We start from the raw sequence: 20,044 nt of genomic DNA, 5'->3' as shown, positions 1-20,044 counted from the left end.
GGCTCAGCCCTGCGAGAGGACCACGACCTCGGCCACGCCCCGGCCATCCAGCCGGGCGATGAAGCCCGCGTCCTTCCGGTACGCCATGCCGCTGTCGAGCGCCACGCACCGGCCCCCGGCGTACACGGCGGGCAGCCCCTCGTCCGGCCCGTCCTCGTCGAGGAGCACGAAGACGGGCGTGTGCCCGTGGGCGAGGCGGTCGCCCCCGAAGGTGCCCAGGAGCCTGCGCGCCGTCTCCTCTCCGTCCGGAGCCACGAACGCGAGGCGGTCGGCGAAGGCGTTGGCGAAGCCGCCCCAGACCTCGGGGCTGTGGCTCGCCAGCAGGGCGGCGACGCGGGCGTTCACGGCCTCCACGCTGCCGCCCAGATGCAGGTACATCGGGCTGTCGGCGTGCAGGAGCAGCCAGCGGCCCACCCGGGCGAGGGCAGGCCGCGCGGCGAGCCAGGCGAGGTCGCCCGGGTGGAGGCCCTCGGCGTCCCGCACCTGACCGCCGTTGGCCTCCCAGTACTCCTGAAAGCCGAAGCGGTCCCCCGGGTCGGCCCGGCGGAAGTGCTCGGCGGCGAGGAACATCACCTCGTGGTTGCCGAGCAGGGCCGTCACGCGCCCGCCCGAACGCGGCGCCTCCTCCTCCAGCCTGCGAACCAGCCGCACGACGCCGAGGCCGTCCGGTCCCCGGTCGAGGTAGTCACCCAGAAAGGCGAGGTGCGCCTCCCCACCCGTCCAGGTGCCGTCCGCGCAGATGAGGTCCGCCCCCTGCAAGAGGGTCCGCAGCTTGCCACACTCACCGTGAACGTCGCCGACCACCCACAGGTCGGTGGGGTGACTCATGCCGTCTCCCCGACTTGGGCAGATAGGGCGTCGAAGTAAGCGCGGGTCGCCTCACTCACGTCCGTCGGCAGGGCCGCGAGGGACCACCAGGCGACCTCGGCGGCATCGTCTCCTGCGCGCGGCACCCCGCCTAGAGAGGACGCGGTGTCAAGGACGGTGACCCAGGCGACGACGTTGCCCTCCGGATAAGTGTGGCGGTGCCGCGCCCCGCTGAAGACGCCGAGCAGGCTGAGGGGGCCCGGGGTCAGACCCGTCTCCTCCTGCACCTCACGGCGGGCGGCAGCCTCCACCTCCTCGCCCACGTTCACCGCGCCGCCGGGGAGGTCCCAGCGGCCATCGTCGCCCCGGCGCACGAGCAGGACCCCGGCCCGCCCGTCAAGGACCGCGACGCCCGCGCCGACCTGCTGCCGCACGTTCCGGCTCCTCTATCTCACCCGAGTCGTCCGCGTTCTGCCCGTCTTCCGGCTCTCCGGCCTGCTCGGGGGCAGGCAGCGTCCGCCACGTCGTCATCCGCTCGGTAATGTCCTGCTGGAGGCGGCGCACGTTGCCCTCCATGTGCGAGCGCGAGGCGTCGAGCTGGTGGCGCAGGCGCATGATTTCCTCAACCCCGGCGAGGTTGACGCCGAGTTCCTGAGTCAGCCGCCGGATTTCGCGCAGGTGCTCGATGTCGCGCTCGGAGTACAGCCGTGTCTTGCCGCTGGATCGGCCCGGGCGAATCAGTTGCTTGCGCTCGTACAGCCGCAACGTCTGCGGGTGCATGTCCACGAGTTCCGCCGCGATGGAGATCACGTACACCGGGCGGTCCCTGGGGTCCGCCTTGCCGTCCGGGGCAGGCAGGGCCTGCGGCTGGGAGGCCCGGACGCGCAGCTCGTCCTCGATGCGTTCGATCTCGGCCTCGAACTCACCCTGGAGGTCGTCGAGTTCGTGCTGGAGCCGCATAACCTCCTCGACCCCGGCGAGGTTGACGCCGAGTTCCTGAGTCAGCCGGCGAATCTCGCGCAGGTGCTCGATGTCGCGCTCGGAGTACAGCCGCGTCTTGCCGCTGCTGCGCCCGGGACGAATCAGGCCCTTGCGTTCATACAGCCGCAACGTCTGCGGGTGCATATCCACGAGTTCCGCCGCGACCGAGATCACGTACACGGGGCGGTGCTTGGAGTCGGCGGCCATACCTTGCTTGAGTATAGTCGCCGCAAGGTTTTTGAAGGTGGGGAAAGGTGACGTTGAGCGGGGGTCCGTGGGTGTTTTGCTCCCTCTCCCCTTGCGGGAGAGGGCGTTGCGAAGCAACGGGTGAGGGGGCGTGTGACCAGGCCCGCCGCTGAGAAGATGGCTTCTCCCTTCCAGTGGCCTTGGGACGCCGCTGCGGTTCACCCCCGCTGCTGCGCAGCTCTGCGAGTCCCAGCCTCTCCCCTCAAGGGGGAGGAGCTCAAAGCGCCACCTCTGCCTGCTTCCCTCCTCTGCCCACCCCCACCCCACCCCCGCCGCTATCATCCCGGCATGACCACATCCCAGACGGACCTCGCCGCCCTGCTGAACCGTGAGGAGGCCGAGCGGGAGCTGTTCGAGCTGCTGCGGATTCCCAGCGTGAGTGCGGACCCCACGCACGCGGAGGACATGCACCGGGCCGCCGAGTTCCTGCGCGCCAAGCTGGAGAGCCTGGGCTTCGCGGCGCGGGTGGACGCCACCGAGCACGGCGGGAAGGTCGGACACCCGGTCGTGTACGCCGAGCGGCTGAGGGCGCCGGGCAAGCCGACGGTGTTGATCTACGGTCACTACGACGTGCAGCCCGAGGCGCCCGTGGAGGAGTGGACCTCGCCGCCCTTCGAGCCCACGGTGAGGGACGGGCGCATCTACGCGCGGGGCAGCACCGACGACAAGGGACAGGCGTACGCGCACGTGCGGGGCGCCGAACTCCTGCTCTCGCAGGGCGAGTTGCCCGTCAACGTCAAGTTTCTCCTGGAGGGCGAGGAGGAGGTCGGCAGCCCCAGCCTCGCCGCCTACCTGGGGGCGCACGCGGACGAGTTGCGCTCAGACGTGATCCTGATCTCCGACGGCTCGCGCTTCGCGCCCGACGTGCCCACCGTGACCTACGGCCTGCGCGGGCTGAGTTACGTGGAAATCCTCGTGCAGGGGGCGAACCGGGACCTGCACTCGGGCTCGTACGGTGGGGCGGCGCCCAACCCGATCAACGCGCTGGCAGAGATCATCTCGGGGCTCAAGGACGAACACGGGCGCGTGACCATTCCCGGCTTCTACGACGGGGTGGAGGAGCTGACCCAAGGGGAGCGCGAGATGTGGGCCCGCCTCCCCCACTCGGACGAGGAGTTCGCGGCCTCCATCGGCGTGCCCGCCCTGCCCGGCGAGGAGGGGTACTCCACCCTGGAGCGGCTGTGGGCGCGGCCCACCCTCGACGTGAACGGTATCTGGGGCGGCTACCAGGGCGAGGGCAGCAAGACGGTGATCGCGGCGAAGGCCGGGGCCAAGGTGTCCATGCGCCTCGTGCCCGGGCAGGACCCTGAGCGCATCACCCGTCTGGTGCAGGAGTACGTGCCGACCATCGCACCCAAAGGGGTGAAGGTGGAGGTGAGGGCCCTGCACGGCGGCCAGCCCGTGAAGGTGGACCTCGACTCGCCGTATATCAAGGCCGCCGACCGGGCGCTGCAAAGGGTGTACGGCAGGCCCGCCGCCTTCGCGCGCACGGGGGGCTCCATCCCCATCGTCGCCGACTTCCGCCGACTGCTGGGTGCGCCCGTCCTTCTCGTGGATTTCGGGCTGAACGAGGACGCCCCGCACTCGCCCAACGAGAGCTTCGCGCTGGAGGATTACCACAACGGGATTCTGACGAGCGCGTATCTGCTTCAGGAATTGGGGGAGTGAGGGTAGTGGTGAGTGGGCAGTGGTTAGTGGACGGGGCAAAAACACGCTGTCATGCTGAGCACGGCAAAGCATCTCGCCTTCCATGCCGGGGACCCTTCGCTTTGCTCAGGGTGACAAGCTTTGTCGTGCCGAGTGCGCCAGCAGAGTGGGCCCCCTCTTTTCCCACTCACCACTCACCACTGCCCACTGACGGCGCGGAGCGCCACCCGTGAACCTCGCCTTCCTCGCCTCCCACGGCGGCAGCGCGGCGCGGTTCCTGGTGGGGGCGTGCCGGGACGGGCGGCTGGCTGCCACGCCCGTGGCGATGATCAGCAACAACAGCGCTTCGGCAGCGCTGGGATGGGCGCGGGAGGCGGGGCTTCAAACCGCACACTTGAGTACGGCGACGCACCCGGACCCGGAGGCGCTGGACAGGGCGATCCTGGGTTTCCTGCGGGGGGCGGGGGCGGATACGGTGGTGCTGAGCGGGTACATGCGGGAACTGGGGCCGCGCGTGCTGGGGGCCTACGCCGGGCGGCTGCTCAACGTCCACCCCAGCCTGCTGCCGAGACACGGCGGGCGGGGCATGTACGGGGACCGGGTTCACGCGGCGGTTCTTGCCTCGGGGGAGGCCGTGACGGGGGCGAGCGTTCACCTCGTCACGGCGGGGATCGACGAGGGGCCGGTGCTGGCGCAGTCGCGGGTGGACGTGCGGCCCGGCGACACGGTGGAGACGTTGCGCTCGCGGGTGCAGGCGACCGAGGGCGAACTGCTGCTGCGCGCCCTGCAAGGGATGGCGGTGGGCTCGGCTTGAAGCGCAAAGTCTTCGACCTCCGCCTCTGGCCGCGTGTGGCCCGGGGGACGCACACGGTCACCTACATTCCCGGCTTCGTCATCGTGGACTTCACCGCCTACGAGGTCGTGAACACGAAGGACGTGCCTTTCGGGGAACGCACCATCCGCATTCTCGATCAGGGCTACCGCTGGGTGCGTGTCCACCCGACGGGCGGAGGCGAGGGCGTCATGGGTGATTCGCTGACCGTCATGCTCAACCCTTCCGGGGGGCCCGAGCAACTGTACGTGGACATCCACGCGGGTGAAGGGCTGGGCGAAGACGGTCTGCCCTGGCACGACGACCTCTACCTCGACGTGATAGCCGACTGGCAGCCCGGCTGGCGGGTGACCGAGACGCACGTCATCGACGCCGACGAGCTGGAGGAGGCGGTGCGGGCCGGGGGGGTGACGCCGGAACTCGCCGAGGCCGCCTGGACCCACGCGCGAAAGGTGGAGGAGGAGTTGAGAGCGGGAACGTACGGGCCGCTGGGGGTGCTGAGGCGGTATTTGGAGGACCCGTATACGTGAACTTTATACCCAACGTTAAACTGAAATGGCATCTCAACGCCACCTTCTTCAAACTTTAGTTTAGTATACTTATATATGAAAATAAATTCTGTGCGCGTGTACAACTATAAAAGTTTTCTCGACTCAGGAGAGATCGAGTTCAGTGAGGGTTTTAATATTATTGTGGGTCAAAACAATGCTGGTAAAACAGCGCTGTTAGAAACTCTGGGGTTCAATATACAGAACATTCCTCATAGGAGTACCGTCTCCATTCCGAATCCAAATATTCCTCCCGTGACGAAATCATCTTTGAGGGCCTCGCTAAGAATTACCGGGACCGAATTAAGAGATGTAGTGGAAGGGCAACATAGAGGAGCACAGTTTTATATAGCTCTCCCAACTAACAATGCTAGATTTACCGGTTTGGACGTTTATGAACAACTAGTGTCTAAGGAGTTTATAGATTTAGAGTTTGATGTCTCGGATGCGCGCATCGTGCCCGTGGATATTCTTAGACATCACGGTTATGAAGCAGTGCCCGGAAGTATCGGTATACAAGGAGCAAGAATACAAGTAAATCCACACGATGGATCTATTAGTTTGGCTGATACCAATAAATATTCAATAAGTGATTCTGATGATATAACTTCAGCGATACTACCCTCTCTTTTTAATAGAGTTTATATATTCAAAGCAGAACGCTTGAATGTGAGCGACTCGCCCTTTGGTAGCCAAACAGTATTGGCAAATAATGCGAGCAATCTACCTGAAGTTCTTTCAAATCTTTCTGGTAACAATCCTGTACGATATTTAAAGCTGGTAAACTACGTTAAGCTGATTTTCCCGTCGATAACAGACGTTAGAGTCCGGGCCTCTAAACTTCAAGGTGGAATGCTAGAAATAGTAACGTGGATTGAAGACCCAGAGCTTGAGCGAGAAGATTTATCAATTCCTCTCTCTGCAAGTGGTACGGGGGTTGGTCAAGTACTTGCAATCCTTTATGTAGTTTTGACCTCTTATATCTCAAAGGTAATAGTTATTGATGAGCCAACAAATTTTTTGCACCCTGGCGCGGCAAGGAAACTGCTTGAAATAATAAAATTATATCCACAACATCAATACATTATTACTACTCATTCAGCAGATATAATCAAAATAGTCGAGCCCTCTATGCTTCATCTCGTCAAATGGGAAAGACCTCAAAGCCAGATCGAAACTTTAAAAAATCGGGACGTGAGTGGCTTAAGAAGGAGTATGCTGGAAGTAGGGGCTCGTTTTTCTGATGTTTTTGGCGCCGATTCAGTTATATGGGTGGAAGGAGCAACTGAAGAGGAAGCCTTCAAAATTATCTTAGGTGCATCGGATAATGCATTATTAGAAGGGACAACGATAGCTGCGGTGGCTCACACTGACGATTTCGGCAACAAAAAGAACGCCGGTTTGGTGTCGCTAATATATAGAAAATTGACGACTAGCAACGCGCTTCTACCTATTCCGATTGGCTTCATTTTCGATAGGGAGGAAAAGACGAAGCAACAAATGAGGGAGTTGAGTAATGCATCCGACGGTAGAATACATTTTATAGGAAAAAGGCAGTTTGAGAATTACTTGCTTGACCTCGATGCTATATTGGAATTAATGATGTCACTGCAAGGCTTCATAGATTTGGACGTAACTAAAGATTTTTTAAATGGATGGGTTGAAAGCAATGGGGCGAGGTACATAAAGAACTTCAATCAAAAACCGTCTCTCAGCAACGACGAATATAAAGATCGAGTTGATGCTGCGAAATTATTGTCGTCTATGTTTTCACAAATCTCAGAAGGACGCGAGGAGTATAGAAAGACGACACATTCTTTGAGTTTAACGGATTGGCTTGTCAAGCATAAGCCACACGTTTTTAGTGAAATTGTTGAACTAATAAAGAGAATTATTAATCAAAAGCCAGCTATCTAACTCCTACGCTCTACCTCCTAAGACGCCCCTTGCGCTCCCCCCTTCCTCCGCTACTCTGTCCACCGCTGGAACGGTGCCCGAGTGGTTGAAAAAGCACGCCTGGAAAGCATGTATAGGGGCAACAACAGGTGGGCACACTTGAAGACAGCACGGCGCGGATGGTTACAATGACCATCCGCGCCGTTCTTCAATCTCCCCTTCCGTTCTCGACCCCGCTTTGCCTACCCAGCGATCTACCGGCAGACGTTATAAATCCACGCCGTATTGGCCGCGCTGCTCCCCTGCTGCACAGCCTGCATGAGCAGAGCACCGTTGGGCACCTGCCGGGGCGAGCTGCCCGTCACCACACCGAAGGTGCAGTTGCTGGTGTCCAGCCGCACGACCTGAGCGGCGGCCCCGCGCTGCGCGCTGGCGTTGCCGTACTGCTGCACGAACATCCCGCCGCCGAAGGCGAGCCCGGCGAAAGCGATGATCTTCCAACGCTGCACCTGCTTCTGAAGGTTTTCCATCTGCCCACTATAGGGACCAGCCCGACGTGCCCTTTCCCGGTTAAATGCTGGCGAAAGACGCGCCGAACGGTCCCGGCGCGGCTGGCCTGAACGGTCGGCCCTCCGGCACACGCGGCGGCTTCCGACACCCCCCCTCCGCGCCCGTTTGATTTTCCCGCCTTCCTCCGCTAGATTGCTCTGCGCTGGAACGGTGCCCGAGTGGTTGAAGGGGCACGCCTGGAAAGCGTGTGTACGGGCAACCGTACCGAGAGTTCGAATCTCTCCCGTTCCGCCAAAGCCCGTGCCTGTGCGTGTCTGCCCGGACACCACAGGCATGTTCTTTTGGGATGGTTCATCGGGTCTCTGGCCCCGGCGTTGTAAGAGGCGCGTGTGTCCGTCGGGGTTACCCTCGGCCTAGCCGCTCCGGTGGGGGCGAGAAAGAGGAGGCCAGGAATGGACCACACGCACCAAGCCCTGTCGCATAGCTGGAGCGTTTTTTACGTCGTCTTGTCGTATGTCATCGCCACGCTGGCGTCGTACGTGTCGCTGGAGGTCGCCACCCGCGCGGGCCAGCGCTCCGCCGAGGGGCACCGGGGCCGGGCGTGGCTGCTCGCGCAGGCCGCCCTGCTGGGGTACGGCATCTGGGCCATGCACTTCGTCGGGATGCTCGCCTATCAGGTCTCGGCGACCGTCACCTACAACCTGCCGCTGACGGTTCTGTCGGGGGTACTGGCGATTGGCCTGATGTACCCGGCGCTGCTGATCCTGCACGGGGGCCCGCTGCGCCTTGCCCGCCTGCTGCTGGCGGGGCTGGTCGCCGGAAGCGGGATCGTGTTCATGCACTACCTGGGGATGTTCGCCTTCCAGGTGCCGGGCACCGCCGTCTCCGTGCGCCCGGTGCCCCTCGTCCTCTCGGTCCTCATCGCCGTCGGGGCGAGCATGGCGGCGTTCTACCTCTTCCGCCTCGTATCGAGCACGTGGGCGCGCAAGCTCTCCGGCGCGGCCCTGACGGGGCTCAAGGTGGCGGCGGGGCTGGTCATGGGCGGGGCCATCGTGTCCATGCACTACACCGGCATGGCGGCCTGGCACCTGAACGTGGTGGACGGCAACTTGCTCTACCGCAACACGGGCGGCCTGGACACCGAGTTCCTGGCCCTGGGCATCAGCGTGCTGTCCATCGTGCTCCTCAGCGTGACGGGAACCAAGCTCCTGATGGACGCCGTGCTGGAGCCTACCCCGGCAAGTTGACCCGCCCACCGCACCAGGCGAGGGCTGCCTTCCCACCCGGGAGTGCGGCCCTCGCCCTTTGCTTTGACCCCTGGCCCCGCTACCGCCGACCCACCCTCCACGCGCTCACGAGCGGCAGCAGCGCCAGCACGGCGCAAACGTGGGCGAGGACGGGAAAGCCTGCGTGGGCGATCACCAGACCGCCGATCAGGGTTCCGGCCCCGGCGGCGACGTAGCCCAGGCCGTCGGTCACGCCCTGCGCGGCGGGGTGGCGGGCGAGGGCCTTGCTGCCGGAGACGAAGGCGAGGTTCCACCCCAGCCCCAGGACGAACATGGACACGCCCAGCCACGCGGCCCCGGGCAACGTGGCGCTGAGCGCGGCGAGCACGAGGAGGATGGAGCCGCCCACGTACCCGAAGCGCACGCCCAGCCGGTCGATCAGGGGGCCGGTCAGCCACCCGAAGGCGAACATGCCCGCGATGTGCCCGGAGATCAGCGCGGCCACGCCCGTGTGATCCACCCCCATGTGGTGCGCCCGCAGCGGGGTCAGGCTCATCAGCGTGACCATCAGCCCCTGCGCGGTGGCGAGCGCGAGAGCGGTCGAGCGGACGCCGGGCACCCCGAAGGCGGCGCGGACGGAGGTCGGAACCTTCGCCGCGACCTGTGCGGGAGCCCGTGCGGGCGTCCAGGCGAGGATCAGAAGGGCCGCCACCCCCAGCAGCCCCCCGCCGACGAGCCACCCGGCGACCTCGGCGGAGGTGCCCAGACGCTCTCCCAGGGTCTCCACGCCGCCGGAGAAGCCGGTCATCAGAAAAGAGCCCAGGACGCTCATCAGCATCAGGGCACCCAGGGCCGTGCCGCGCCTCTGTTCGGGCACGCTCTCGGCGGCGGCGTAGCGGGCCTGCTGGTAGCCGCCCTGCGCCGCGCCCATCAGCGCCGCCCCCAGCAGGAAGACGGGCGTGAGGGCCGCCCTGGCCCCCAGGAAGCCCAGCACCGCCCCCCCCGCCCCCAGCGAGAAGGCCGCGCCCAACCCCACCCGCCGCCCCGAACGCAGCATCAGCGCTCCGAACAGCCCCGCCGAGAGGGCCGCCGACGCGGAGATCAGCGTGCTCGGCAGCCCCGACAGGCTCTCACGCCCCAGGTTGCTCATCACCAGCGAGGCGAGGATGGTGCTGACGGTCGTGGCCCCCGTGGCGAGAGCCTGGGCCAGGTAGAGGGGCAGGAGCCGCCCGAGCGAGAAGGTGGGGGCGAGGGCCGGAGTCTCGGCGCGGGCGGGTTCGCTCACGTCAGGCACCCTGCGAGGCCCACCGCTGCGCGACGGCGGCCTTCAGGTATTCGGCGGCGTCCTCGGTGCTGGCACCCGGGGTGAAGACCTTTCCAACGCCCAGCTCCGCCAGCTTCGGCAAGTCCTGATCGGGAATGATGCCGCCCCCGAAGACGAGGATGTCGTCGGCGCCGCGCTCGCGCAACAGCCCCACCACCTCGCGGAAGTAGTGCATGTGGGCGCCCGAGAGCACGCTCAGGCCGATGGCGTCCACGTCCTCCTGAACGGCAGCGTTCACGATCATCTCGGCGGTCTGGCGCAGGCCGGTGTAGATCACTTCCATTCCCGCGTCCCGCAGTGCGCGCGCCACCACCTTCGCGCCCCGGTCGTGGCCGTCCATGCCCGGTTTGGCGATCAGCACCCGAATCCGGCGGTCTTCCATCTTTCCTGCCTCCTAACGGTCGTTTGGGGGCATTGTACGGGGTGGGGCGGGCGGAGGGCAGAGAGGTGTTCTGGTGGGGTCTTGGGGCCGGGCAACTTGCTCCGGTTTGCCCCCACCCCCCAGCCCCCTACCCCCAGGGGGGGCAGGGGGAGTGGTCGCTGCGCTCGGCAGGTTCAGGTGGGCTTGGCCGACACGGCTGGGCCGTCCGCTGGCAAGGTTTGATCTTGTTGCGGCCCGTCTGGTCTGCCCACCGTCTCGCTACGCGAGCAAGGCGTGGTGGTGGCCTGGACCGTCCGCTGGGCTTGCTTCTATAGGTCGCCCAGGGTGACGGTTTTTAGAGAGCAAAAGCAGCGCAGTTCTCCCTCTCCCCTCGTGGGAGAGGGCCGGGGTGAGGGGGCGTGTGACCGGCGACAACGCAAGGAAGATGACTTCACCCTTCCCATTGGCCCTGGTACCCCGTGCCCGTTCACCCCCTCCTAACCTCCCCCCTCAAGGGGGAGGGACTTTGGAGCCTTACCCCCGTGCCGCCCGCTCCACCCGCGCCACCACGCGCTCCCTTCCCAGCGCCTCCAACATCTCGAACATGCCGGGGCTCTCGCTCGTCCCGGCGATGGCGGCGCGCAGGGGCTGCATCACCTTGCCGGGCTTGAGGCCCAACTCAGACGCAAAAGAGCGCAGGCCGGCCTCGGTGTTGGCCTGGTCGAAGGTAGGGAGGTTTTTCAGGCGGGCGGCGAGGTCATTCAGGAAGGGGCGGCCCTCCTCGATGAGCCCCTGCGCCTTCTCGTTCACCGGGTAGTCCTCGGACCAGAAGTAGGGCGTCTTCTCCAGGAACTCCGAGAATACGTCCATGCGCGGAATCATCATGCGGACGACGGCGCGGAAGTAATCGTCTTCGGGGAGGTCGTGCTTCTGGGAGGCGAGGTAAGCGTGCAGCCGCTTCGCCACCTCCTCCTCGCTCAGCACTTCCCGCAGGTACTTGCCGTTCATCCACTTCAATTTGTCGAGGCTGAAGACGGGGCCGCCCAGCGTCACGTCCTCCAGGCGGAAGACGCGCTGGAACTCGGCAAGGTCGAAGATTTCCTGGCCCTCCGGGTGGGTCCAGCCCATCGTGGCGAGGAAGTTGAGCATGGCCTCGGGGAGGAAGCCCTGATCCATGTACCACTCGACGGAGGTGGGGTTCTTGCGTTTGCTGATCTTGGACTTGTCGGCGTTGCGCAGCAGGGGCATATGCGCGAAGACGGGCCGCGGCCAGCCGAATGCCTCGTAAAGCAGGACGTGGATGGGGGTGGAGGTGATCCACTCCTCGGCGCGGATGACGTGGGTGACACCCATCAGGCGGTCGTCCACTACGTTGGCGAGGTGATAGGTGGGATAACCGTCGGCCTTGAGGAGCACCTTGTCGTCGATCTCGCGGTTCTGAAAGACGATGGGCTGGCGCAGGGCGTCGTGCACGACCGTCTCGCCCTCGCGCGGGACCTTGAGGCGGATGACGGCAGCCTCGCCCACGTCCACCCTCCCTTGCGCCTCCACCGGGTCGAGGTCGCGGCTGGGGACGGCGATCACGCGGCCTTCCTTCTGGGCCTCCTCGCGCAGGGCGGCGAGTTCCTCGGGCGTCTCGAAGGCGTAGTAGGCGTGGCCGGACTCGACCAGCCGCCGCGCATATTCGCCGTAGATGTCGTTGCGCTCGCTCTGGCGGTAGGGACCGTTCGGGCCGCCCTGGAGGGGGCTCTCGTCGGGGGTCAGGCCGAGCCACTGCATCATCTGGAAGATGCGGCGTTCCGAGTCGGGCACGTAGCGGTTGCGGTCGGTGTCCTCGATGCGGAGGATGAACTTGCCCTTCTCGCCCCGGTCGCGCGCTTGGTGGGCGAGCGCGAAGTTGAACAGGCCGATGTAGGCGGTGCCCACATGCGGGTCTCCGGTGGGGCTGGGGGCGATGCGGGTGACGACAGGCATGGGGGACAGGATAGGGGGAGCGCGGGGAGCCGTGACGCGGGTGAGGGTCCCGCCATCGTCAGCCATGCGGACCGACCATCCGGGTTCCCCTCCCAGACCTCGCAACCGCTCCCCTCTTCCTACTCCCTGAACGGCCCCACCCGCTGCCCGTTCCCCGTGTCCCGCCCCCGCGCCACGTCCCGCACCCCCCGCCGCCCGAAGGCGTGGGCGAGGTCGCGCTCGCTGAGGCGCAGGGTGGTGGGCCGACCGTGCGGGCACGACCAGGGCTGCTCGCAGATGCTCAGGGAGGCCAGCACGACCTCTCCCCTGTTTCCGTCGAGCATCCCGGCCTTGAGCGCGGGCAGGCAGGCGAGCCGGGCGAGGACGTGACGGCGGGAATCGGGATTCTCGCCCAGCGCGGCCTCCACGATCTCCTCGTGCAGCCGGGGCACGGGCAGCGCGGCGAGGACGGCGGGGAGGGCCCGCAGCCGCGCCAGGCCCGCCCCGAAGTCCTCGATCACGAGTCCCCAGGCGCGCAACTCGGCCCCACGCTCGTGCAACCGGGCGACCTGCTCGGGTGTCAGGTGCAGCAGCTCGGGTTCGGGGAGTTCGACGGGCGGCGCCGAGCCCAGCGCGCGGGTGAAGTGCTCGTAGAGGGCGCGTTCGTGCGCCGCGTGTGCGTCCACGACCCACAGGTCGCCCTCCCCCTGGGCGAGGAGGTACAGCTCCTGATAGACACCGACGAGCGTGAGTTCTGGGAAGTTGCCCCGGGTGGGCGCGGCCTGCGGCTCGGACGGAGCGATCAGGCTGGGCGCGCTCCGGGCGAGGGGATGCGCGGCCAGGGCCGCCGTCACCGCCTCCCGCACCCGGGCCGCCACGCCGGGGAGATCGGCGAGGGCGACGACCTGCTTGGCCGGGTGGACGTTCGGGTTGTGGTCCTCGGGGGCGATGCGGAGGTCGAGAACGCACAGCGGCGCGACGCCCGAGGGGATGAGTTCGGCGAAGCCTTCGATCACGGCCCGTTCCAGCTCGGGCGGGGCCAGCACGGGCCGACCGTTGATGCTGAAGTGCATCCGGTCGCGGCGGGCGCGGGTGAGTTCGGGTCGGGAGACGACGCCGCACACACCGGGGGTATCCACCCGCAACACCCGGTTCGCGCTCAGCGGCCCGTACACGCTCGCCACCGCGCCCCGGTGGTCGGCGGGCGCGTGGGTGAGGCGGGGCTCCCCGTCCACCGTCAGCCGCCAGTGGAGGCCGGGGTGGTGCAGGACGTAGCGCCCCACGAGCGCCGTGATCTCGCGCGCCTCGACCGCCGCCGGGGCCTGGGTGCGCAGCCGGGCGGGCAGACGGGCGAAGAGATCCCGCACCGTCACCGTCGTCCCCGCCGGGGCGGAGGTGCGGCGCACAGTCACGTCCTCGCCCGAGGCGAACACCTCCGCCGCGCCGACCTGCGCCGCCGGGCGCGTCACCAGATGGAGGTCCCCCGCCTGCGCCGCCGCCCACAGGGCCTCGCCCCGAAAGCCCAGCGTCGTCACGCGCTCGACCGCCCCCGCCTCCGGCTCCAGCTTGCTCGTCGCGTGCCGCACGGGCGCGAGAGAGACCGCGTCCGCCGGAATGCCCGCCCCGTTGTCCCGCACCCGCGTCAGCAGGAGGCCGCCCCCCTCCACCTCGACCTCGACGCGCGTGGCCCCCGCGTCGAGCGCGTTCTCCACGAGTTCGCGCACCACGTCGAGCGGGCGGGAGACGACCTCGCCCGCGGCGATCAGCCGGGCGACGTGGGGGGGGAGGACACGGATGGTCACAGGCTCCTGACCTCCTTCTCCTCGCCCTCGGCGGCCCGTTGCGCCTCCCGCTGCCAGGTGTGCAGAATCTCCAGAGCCTGCATCGGCGTCAGGCGGCTGAGGTCGAGGGTGGCGAGTTCACGGGTGAGCTTGCGGTCGTCGCCCCCGGTGTTCAGGGCAGTGAGCAGCCGGGCCGCGCGGGTCGTCACGGGCGCGGGCAAGCCCGCCAGCCGCGCGACCTCCACCCCGTAAGACTGCCGGGCCGCGCCGGGGATGACCTGATGGTAGAAGGTGAGGCCCCCGGCGTCCGCGTCCTCCTCGGCGGCGACGTGGAGGTTGACGAGGCCGGGGTGGTCGGCCTCCAGCCGGGTCAGCTCGAAATAGTGGGTGGCAAACAAGGTGTGCGCCCGGGTGGCGTGCAGGTGTTCGAGGGCCGCCTGGGCGATGGCGAGGCCGTCGAGGGTGGAGGTGCCGCGCCCCACCTCGTCGAGGATGACGAGGCTGCGGTGGGTGGCCCCGTGGAGGATACCCGCCAGCTCGCTCATCTCGACCATGAAGGTGCTGCGCCCACCCGCGAGGTCGTCGCTCGCCCCGATGCGGGTGTGGATGGCGTCGTACACGGGCAGTTCGGCGTGGTCGGCGGGCACGAAGGAGCCGACCTGATGCAGGAGGGCGCAAAGAGCGACCGTGCGCAGGTACGTGCTCTTGCCCGCCATGTTCGGCCCGGTCAGGAGGAGGGTGTGCCGGTTGTCGTTCAGGTGCGCGTCGTTCGGCACGAAGCGTCCCCCGGTCGCCCGCTCGACGACGGGGTGGCGGGCCTGCACCAGCCGCGCCTCCGTTCCCGCGACCGTCTGGGGCCGCACCCAGCCGCGCTCAACGGCGATTTCCGCAAGGGCGGCAATTACGTCGAGTTCGGCGACCGCGCCCGCCGCCTCCGCCAACGCGTCCGCGTGGGCGGCGAGGCCCGCGCGCAGGTCGGTGAAGACCTCCACCTCCAGCCGCTGTGCCGCCGTTTCCAGCCGGGCGATCTCGCGCTCACGCTCGCGCAGGTCGGGGCGGGTGAAGCGGGCGCGGTCCTTGAGGGTGGCAATCTGACGGTAGTCGGCGGGGACCTTGCTGAGGTTCGGGCCGCTCACCTCCAGGTAGTAGCCGAAGACGTTATTGAAGCCCACCTTCAGGCTGCCGATGCCCGTGCGGGCCCGCTCGGTCGTCTCCAGCTCGGCGAGCCAGGCGCGGTGCCCGAGCGCCTCGCTCCGGAACCCGTCGAGTTCGGCGTGAAAGCCGTCGCGGATCAGCCCGCCGTCCCCGATGCGGATGGGCGGGTCGTCCACGAGCGCGGCGCGGATGAGCGTCACCACGTCGGGCAGAGCCCCCAGCCGGGCGCGAATGCCGCCGAGGAGGCCGTCTTGCGCCTCTAGCAGCCGCGACGCCTCGGGCAGCAGGTCGAGGGTGCGGGCCAGAGAAGCGACCTCGCGCGGGGTGGCCCGCTGGGTGGAGACGCGGGCGGCGAGGCGTTCGAGGTCGTGCGCCCGGTAGAGCAGCGCCCGCAGCGCCCCCCGCAGGTCGGCGGCGCGGGTCAGCGTCTCCACGGCGTCGAGCCGCGCCCGGATGCTGAGTTCGTCGAGGAGGGGCGCGCGCAGCCACGCCCGCAGCCGCCGCCGTCCGCCCGCCGTGCGGGTCTCGCCCAGCACGTCCATCAGGGTCATGCCCTGGGGAGCTTGCGCCTGGAAGACCTCCAGCGCCCGCACCGCCGCGTCGGGCAGCCGCATGTGGGCGCCGGGCTCGAAGCGCACCACCCGGCGCACCATCTCCAGCCGCCCCTGCTGGGTCACGCGGGCGTACCCGAGCACCGCCCCGCACGCCCGCACCAGGGCCGCGCTCGTCAGCGAGCCGGGCACCTCGCCCAGCGTCTCCTTCAACTCCGCCCGGGTCGCCTCCTCGTCGAAGTTGGCGGGCGAGAGCATGACCGGAAAGCGCGTCTGGAAGTCGGCGAGGAGCGCGGGGTTCCCCGACAGCTCCGGCGCGAGGAGCACCTCGCGGGCCCGGTGCCGGGCGAGTTCGTCGTAGAGGGCGGTGCGGGTATGGAAGGCGGCGCAGCGGAACTCGCCCGTGGACACGTCGAGGAGCGCGAGGGCGTAGCCGTCCCCGGTCGCCACCGCCGCGAGGTAGTTCTCGTCGGCGGTGAGGTGCCGCTCCTCGGTCACGGTGCCGGGCGTCAGCAGTTGCGTCACCTTGCGGTCCACCAGGCCCGAGCCCGGTTCTTCGATCTGGTCGGCGACGGCCACCCGCACGCCCGCCGCGAGGAGCCGCTCGACGTTGTGGTCAAGCGCCCGCACGGGCACGCCCGCCATCGGGGTCGAGAAGTCCCGGCTGCTCTTGTGCGTCAGCGCGATGCGCAGCAGCCGGGAGGCGCGCTCGGCGTCTTCCCCGAAGGTCTCGTAGAAGTCCCCGACCTGAAACAGGAGGAGGAACTCGGGGTGCTTGTCGCGCAGCGCCACGTACTGTTCGAGCATCGGCGGCAACACCCCCGATCCCGTCCCCTTCAACACGCTCTGCGGCACACCCACCGGCATGGATGGAGAATATCTCACGCCGTTCTGTTCACGGCGGAACAGCGGTCGCAATTGGGGCGCGGGCACGCAGGCGGGCAGAGGGCCAAGGGAAACCGCCCCGCGCGGGAGGCAGGGCGGCTTGGGAAGCGGAGGTTAGCGGAAGAGGGAGAAAGAGCGCTTGAGGGTGTTCAGGCGTTGGACACTCAGGGGAGCGGCGGAGTTCTCCTTCACGTAGATCCAGTTGTCAGTGGGGAAGCTACCGCTGCGGATCGTGAACGTGCCCTTGACCGACTCCGTCTGGAGATTGATCTCCAGTCTGGTCGTCACCGTGACCTTGTTCCAGCCCTGACTTAGCGGCATGTTCACGTCGCTGGTCACCGCCAGGCCGCTATCGGTGCAGGTCTGGGTGCCCTTGATCGTGACGGCGCGGTCCACGTAGATCAGGGCGCCCGAGGCGGACGTGCCCACGACAATGTCGCCGTTGACGCTGCTTGTTCCGGTCTCCGGGTTGATCAGGCCGTCCTGATCCGCGTCCACGCTGAGCACCAGCCCGGTCCCACGCGCGGCCCGGTCGCTGACTGTGACGGTACCCTGGCAGGAGGCTTCTGCCGGGTCTCCCAGGTCCCCCGGGTCGAGTGCGGTGAGCTGGGCATCGGTGGGACGGGGCAGGGTCAGGCTGAACTTGCCGTCGGCGGTCAGGGCCGTCCTCGCCACCTCGGTTCCGATCTCATTGGAGAGCCTGGCGACGACCGAACCGGCGCCACCCTTCCAGGATGACGTGACCAAGGTGGCCGTGTCGTTCGTTCCTACCTGATATTCCCCCTCCAGAACGGTGCCGGACACGCCATCCACGGCGGCAGGAGCCTTGTTACGGTCACAGGACGCAAGCAGGAGGGCGGAACCGACCATCAGCAGAACAGGAACCTTTTTCATACGCCGCTCACGGTACAAGCTCTACTCCATCCCAGGTTGCAGATATGACGTGAAAAACCGAGACGCCGCCAACCTTAAGCTTGCGTTAAGCCGTGCTCCAGCCCCGCTCCGCGTAGAAGGCGGAACGCTTCGACCGCGTCCCCCCCCCCCCCCCTCCCCCGCCCCCTCCCGTAGCATGGCCGCATGAGTTACCACCCCTACGACGCGCGCATGGCCTTCGACCGGGACCGCAAGCTGACCGACGGCGACGTGCAGGACCTCAAGCCCCGGGGCTGGTGGGGCGACGACGGCAAGCTCTACCGCGACTTCACCTTCGAGACGTACCAGGCGGGGGTGGACTTCGTGGTGCGGGTGGCGGCGCTGGCCGAGGAGCAGGGGCACCACCCCGACATCCGGCTCTCCTACCGCCGGGTGCGGGTCAACTACTTCACCTACGACGCGGGCGGCGTGACGGGCCTCGACATCGAGGGGGCACACGCCGTCGACCGGCTGGCGGAGGCGGGCCAGCCTTGAGGCTCCAGATTCCGGACGCGGACGTGCTGTGGGACTCGCTCCCGCACGCCCGGCGGCACGAGATGGAGGTCACGGTGGGCCCCGGCGACCTCGACGACCTCCACCACGTCAACAACACGGTGTACCTCGCGTGGTGCGAAGGCGTGGCCCGCGCCCACGCCCTGCGGCTGGGGATGGGCACGGACGCCCTGATCGCCCTGGGGGCCGTGCCCGTCGCCCGGCAGCACACCATCGTCTACCACCGCCCGGCGTACCTGGGGGACCGGGTGCGCGTCCGCACGGCGCTCACCGTGACGGGGGGCGTGCGGAGCGTGCGCGCCTACGCCCTCGACCGCCTCGGCGAGGACGGGCAGGAGACCCGCCTCGCCGAGTGCGAGACCGAGTGGGTGTGGGTGGACCCGGGCAGCGGGAGGCCTAAGCGGACTCCGGCGGAGGTCGTGCGAGCCTTCGGGTTCTAGAGCCGTGGACAGAAAAAGACCTGTCGCCCCGAGCGTCAGCGAAGGGTCTCGCACGCGACGTCGGGAGGCTTCGTTGCACTCAACATGACCGCATCCTTGTGTCAAACGCTTTGGGGCATTCGACGAAAAAGAGGTGGGCATACTGACTCGAAAAGCTGCGAGGCCTCCCAAGGGTGGCGGGAGGCCCAACGCTCGCGCTCAGGATGGCAACGCTCCTCCGTTGACGGGTTCGACTCACCCACCCACCGGAGGGGGCTCGGGCAGGCTCCCGGCAGGGAAGAGGACGGCGCGGGCCGGGGCGCCGTCCACCCGGCTGAGTGGCAGCGGCAGGCACATCAGGTCGTACTCGCCGTCAGGTACGTGGCTGAGGTTCAGGCCCTCAAGAATCAGGATGCCGGTCTCGCGGCAGGCGGCGTGGGCGTCGAGCGTCTTGCTCGTCAGGGGGTCCACGCTGGGGCTGTCGGTGCCGATGAGCTGCACGCCCCGGCGGTAGAGCTCGTGGATCAGGGCCGGGTCGAGGGCGGCGAAGTCCTCCGGGAAGGTCTCCCAGCGGGCGGGCTGGCCGGTGTGGAGGAGCACGCGGGGCGGGAGGCCCTGGGGCAGGCCGTCCAGCACCTCCAGGCCGACGAGGGGCCCGCGCGCCGTGACGACGAGGCAGCGGCCCACGTACGCCTCCAGGCCGAGTTCCTCCAGCCGCAGGCCCGCGTCGTCGTAGTGCCAGGGGGCGTCCACGTGGGTGCCGGTGTGGGTGCTCGCGTGGAGCTGGGCCGTGTTCACGCTGTCTCCCCCGGCGATCTGCGCCATCGGCTCGACCACGAAGGGGGGATCGCCCGGCCAGGTGGGGTGCCCGGAGGTGAGTTGCCTGGAGATGTCGATCATGGGGAGAGGATAAGCCGTCAGCCCTCAGTGGTCAGCCGTCAGCAAGAAAGCCGGAAGCCTGAGCGAAAGCTCCTCCTGCTGACGGCTGAAAACTGACCGCTGCCTCACGTGCCCGGCGTGCTGCCCGGAAGCACGGCCACGCGGCCCACCATGTACGCGCAGCCGTACAGGAAGAGGGTGACGACGGGCAGGAACCGCAGGCCCCGGCGGTGCTCGACGAGGCGGCCCTTCACGAGGACCTCGATCACGTACAGGCTGAGCAGCACGAAGGCCGTGTACATCCAGTGTTCCGGGTCGCGGGAGGGGTCGTAGGGCAGGCCGTACTTCGTCAGGCCGCCGCCCACGTTCACGGCGCTAGGCACCCTGGCGCCGCCCACGGCGAGGATCACGCCCGTCACGGCGGGGAGCAGCGTCAGCACCCACACCACCCGCAGCGCCACCAGAAAGCCCGTCCGCACCGTGCCCCTCAAGGCCGGGCCCAGGCTCCAGAGAAAGAGGACCAGCGTGCCCAGCGCGAGGGGCGTGGGAAAGAGCAGCGCGAGCGAGCTGCCGAACTGGTAGTTGTGAATCAGCCGCAGGAGGTCCATGCGCCCCAGC

At 67.3% G+C, this 20,044-nt stretch carries 19 protein-coding genes and 1 tRNA gene; 8 read left to right on the top strand and 12 right to left on the bottom strand.

Features of this window, described 5'->3' with window-relative positions; genetic code table 11:
* Window positions 1-3 precede the first annotated feature (3 nt).
* The 3 genes from A7B18_RS16555 to hspR are packed head-to-tail and all read right to left on the bottom strand — an operon-like array spanning window position 4 to window position 1,995.
* Entirely contained in the window at window positions 4-828 is an 825-nt protein-coding gene (locus A7B18_RS16555; RefSeq protein ID WP_102127806.1) for a metallophosphoesterase, read from the bottom strand.
* Window positions 825-1,241, bottom strand: a complete 417-nt coding sequence (locus A7B18_RS16550; RefSeq protein WP_102127805.1) for an NUDIX domain-containing protein — start codon at window positions 1,239-1,241, stop codon at window positions 825-827. Before A7B18_RS16550 ends, A7B18_RS16555 begins: the two co-directional genes overlap by 4 nt.
* Window positions 1,204-1,995, bottom strand: coding sequence for a heat shock protein transcriptional repressor HspR, fused homodimer type (gene hspR, locus A7B18_RS16545; RefSeq protein ID WP_102127804.1), 792 nt, complete (start codon window positions 1,993-1,995; stop codon window positions 1,204-1,206). The genes A7B18_RS16550 and hspR overlap by 38 nt, the downstream gene beginning before the upstream one ends.
* Window positions 1,996-2,322: 327 nt before the next feature.
* Here hspR and A7B18_RS16540 point away from each other — a divergent pair, with 327 nt between their 5' ends.
* The 4 genes from A7B18_RS16540 (at window position 2,323) to A7B18_RS21550 (ending at window position 6,978) form a co-directional block, all read left to right on the top strand.
* The gene (locus A7B18_RS16540) at window positions 2,323-3,702 is read left to right on the top strand and encodes a dipeptidase (protein WP_102127803.1); all 1,380 of its coding nucleotides are present in this window, start codon (window positions 2,323-2,325) and stop codon (window positions 3,700-3,702) included.
* Window positions 3,703-3,910: 208 nt separating this feature from the next.
* Complete coding sequence (purN, locus tag A7B18_RS16535; protein WP_102127802.1) at window positions 3,911-4,495, top strand: phosphoribosylglycinamide formyltransferase; 585 nt, start codon at window positions 3,911-3,913, stop codon at window positions 4,493-4,495.
* Window positions 4,492-5,043, top strand: a complete 552-nt coding sequence (locus A7B18_RS16530; RefSeq protein ID WP_102127801.1) for a DUF402 domain-containing protein — start codon at window positions 4,492-4,494, stop codon at window positions 5,041-5,043. Before purN ends, A7B18_RS16530 begins: the two co-directional genes overlap by 4 nt.
* A gap of 75 nt (window positions 5,044-5,118) precedes the next feature.
* A complete protein-coding gene (locus A7B18_RS21550; protein WP_146009568.1) occupies window positions 5,119-6,978 on the top strand; it encodes an AAA family ATPase in 1,860 nt (619 codons plus the stop codon).
* A gap of 233 nt (window positions 6,979-7,211) precedes the next feature.
* Here the strand turns inward: A7B18_RS21550 and A7B18_RS16515 are convergent, their stop codons facing one another.
* The gene (locus tag A7B18_RS16515) at window positions 7,212-7,487 is read right to left on the bottom strand and encodes a hypothetical protein (protein WP_102127800.1); all 276 of its coding nucleotides are present in this window, start codon (window positions 7,485-7,487) and stop codon (window positions 7,212-7,214) included.
* A gap of 184 nt (window positions 7,488-7,671) precedes the next feature.
* Here A7B18_RS16515 and A7B18_RS16510 point away from each other — a divergent pair.
* Window positions 7,672-7,761, top strand: a tRNA-Ser gene (locus tag A7B18_RS16510).
* A gap of 158 nt (window positions 7,762-7,919) precedes the next feature.
* On the top strand, window positions 7,920-8,714 hold the full coding sequence (locus tag A7B18_RS16505; RefSeq protein WP_102127799.1) for an MHYT domain-containing protein: 795 nt from the start codon (window positions 7,920-7,922) through the stop codon (window positions 8,712-8,714).
* A gap of 79 nt (window positions 8,715-8,793) precedes the next feature.
* Here A7B18_RS16505 and A7B18_RS16500 read toward each other — a convergent pair whose 3' ends face one another.
* The 6 genes from A7B18_RS16500 to A7B18_RS16475 form a co-directional block, all read right to left on the bottom strand.
* On the bottom strand, window positions 8,794-9,978 hold the full coding sequence (locus tag A7B18_RS16500; RefSeq protein WP_180970203.1) for an MFS transporter: 1,185 nt from the start codon (window positions 9,976-9,978) through the stop codon (window positions 8,794-8,796).
* Between the two features lies 1 nt (window position 9,979).
* Window positions 9,980-10,399: a cobalamin B12-binding domain-containing protein gene (locus A7B18_RS16495; RefSeq protein ID WP_102127798.1), complete on the bottom strand. Its 420-nt coding sequence runs from the start codon at window positions 10,397-10,399 to the stop codon at window positions 9,980-9,982.
* A 513-nt stretch (window positions 10,400-10,912) separates the two neighbouring features.
* The gene (gltX, locus tag A7B18_RS16490) at window positions 10,913-12,352 is read right to left on the bottom strand and encodes a glutamate--tRNA ligase (RefSeq protein ID WP_102127823.1); all 1,440 of its coding nucleotides are present in this window, start codon (window positions 12,350-12,352) and stop codon (window positions 10,913-10,915) included.
* A gap of 119 nt (window positions 12,353-12,471) precedes the next feature.
* Entirely contained in the window at window positions 12,472-14,133 is a 1,662-nt protein-coding gene (gene mutL / locus A7B18_RS16485) for a DNA mismatch repair endonuclease MutL (RefSeq protein ID WP_102127797.1), read from the bottom strand.
* A complete protein-coding gene (mutS, locus tag A7B18_RS16480; RefSeq protein WP_102127796.1) occupies window positions 14,130-16,685 on the bottom strand; it encodes a DNA mismatch repair protein MutS in 2,556 nt (851 codons plus the stop codon). The genes mutL and mutS overlap by 4 nt, the downstream gene beginning before the upstream one ends.
* Window positions 16,686-16,817: 132 nt before the next feature.
* Window positions 16,818-17,507, bottom strand: coding sequence for a hypothetical protein (locus A7B18_RS16475; protein ID WP_102127795.1), 690 nt, complete (start codon window positions 17,505-17,507; stop codon window positions 16,818-16,820).
* A 273-nt stretch (window positions 17,508-17,780) separates the two neighbouring features.
* Between A7B18_RS16475 and A7B18_RS16470 the strand changes: the two genes are divergently transcribed.
* Window positions 17,781-18,110 (top strand): 4a-hydroxytetrahydrobiopterin dehydratase, encoded by a 330-nt coding sequence (locus A7B18_RS16470; RefSeq protein WP_102127794.1) that lies wholly within the window; start codon window positions 17,781-17,783, stop codon window positions 18,108-18,110.
* Window positions 18,107-18,568, top strand: coding sequence for an acyl-CoA thioesterase (locus tag A7B18_RS16465; RefSeq protein ID WP_245872931.1), 462 nt, complete (start codon window positions 18,107-18,109; stop codon window positions 18,566-18,568). Before A7B18_RS16470 ends, A7B18_RS16465 begins: the two co-directional genes overlap by 4 nt.
* 234 nt (window positions 18,569-18,802) lie before the next feature.
* Here A7B18_RS16465 and A7B18_RS16460 read toward each other — a convergent pair whose 3' ends face one another.
* Both A7B18_RS16460 and A7B18_RS16455 read right to left on the bottom strand, forming a co-directional pair.
* On the bottom strand, window positions 18,803-19,447 hold the full coding sequence (locus tag A7B18_RS16460; protein WP_102127793.1) for a cyclase family protein: 645 nt from the start codon (window positions 19,445-19,447) through the stop codon (window positions 18,803-18,805).
* A gap of 104 nt (window positions 19,448-19,551) precedes the next feature.
* Window positions 19,552-20,034: a hypothetical protein gene (locus A7B18_RS16455; protein WP_102127792.1), complete on the bottom strand. Its 483-nt coding sequence runs from the start codon at window positions 20,032-20,034 to the stop codon at window positions 19,552-19,554.
* Window positions 20,035-20,044 lie beyond the last annotated feature (10 nt).

Source organism: Deinococcus planocerae, from assembly GCF_002869765.1.
Taxonomy (GTDB): domain Bacteria; phylum Deinococcota; class Deinococci; order Deinococcales; family Deinococcaceae; genus Deinococcus; species Deinococcus planocerae.
Note: the sequence above shows the minus strand (reverse complement) of the source record. Positions and strands in the feature narration are given on the sequence as shown.